This is a genomic window from Bradyrhizobium sp. Kon56 (genome assembly GCF_055807635.1).
This window is the reverse complement of the sequence record NZ_JBVVOU010000274.1, coordinates 1-322: the sequence shown is the minus strand read 5'-3', so window position 1 is coordinate 322 and position 322 is coordinate 1. Positions and strand designations below refer to the sequence as shown.

At 63.0% G+C, this 322-nt stretch carries 1 protein-coding gene; it reads left to right on the top strand.

What is annotated here, in order from left to right; all coding sequences use genetic code 11:
• Positions 1–322: cbb3-type cytochrome c oxidase subunit I (locus tag AC0L3B_RS38950; RefSeq protein WP_473383010.1), on the top strand; the 322-nt coding region annotated here is incomplete at both ends.

Genomic DNA, 322 nt, shown 5'->3' with positions numbered 1-322 from the left:
GCAAGCCATGGCCGCCAGCGGCGGGCCGGGTTACCTGCCGCCGGAACACTACGACCAGATCTTCACCGCCCACGGCGTGATCATGATTTTTTTCGTGGCCATGCCCTTCGTGGTCGGCCTGATGAACGTGGTGGTGCCGTTGCAGATCGGCGCGCGCGATGTGGCCTACCCGTTTCTCAATGCGCTGAGCTTCTGGCTGCTGGTATCCGGCGTTGTACTGATCAACCTGTCCCTGGGCGTCGGCGAGTTCGCCAAGACCGGTTGGGTTGCGTATCCACCTCTGTCGGGCCTGCAATACAGCCCGGGCGTGGGTGTGGACTAC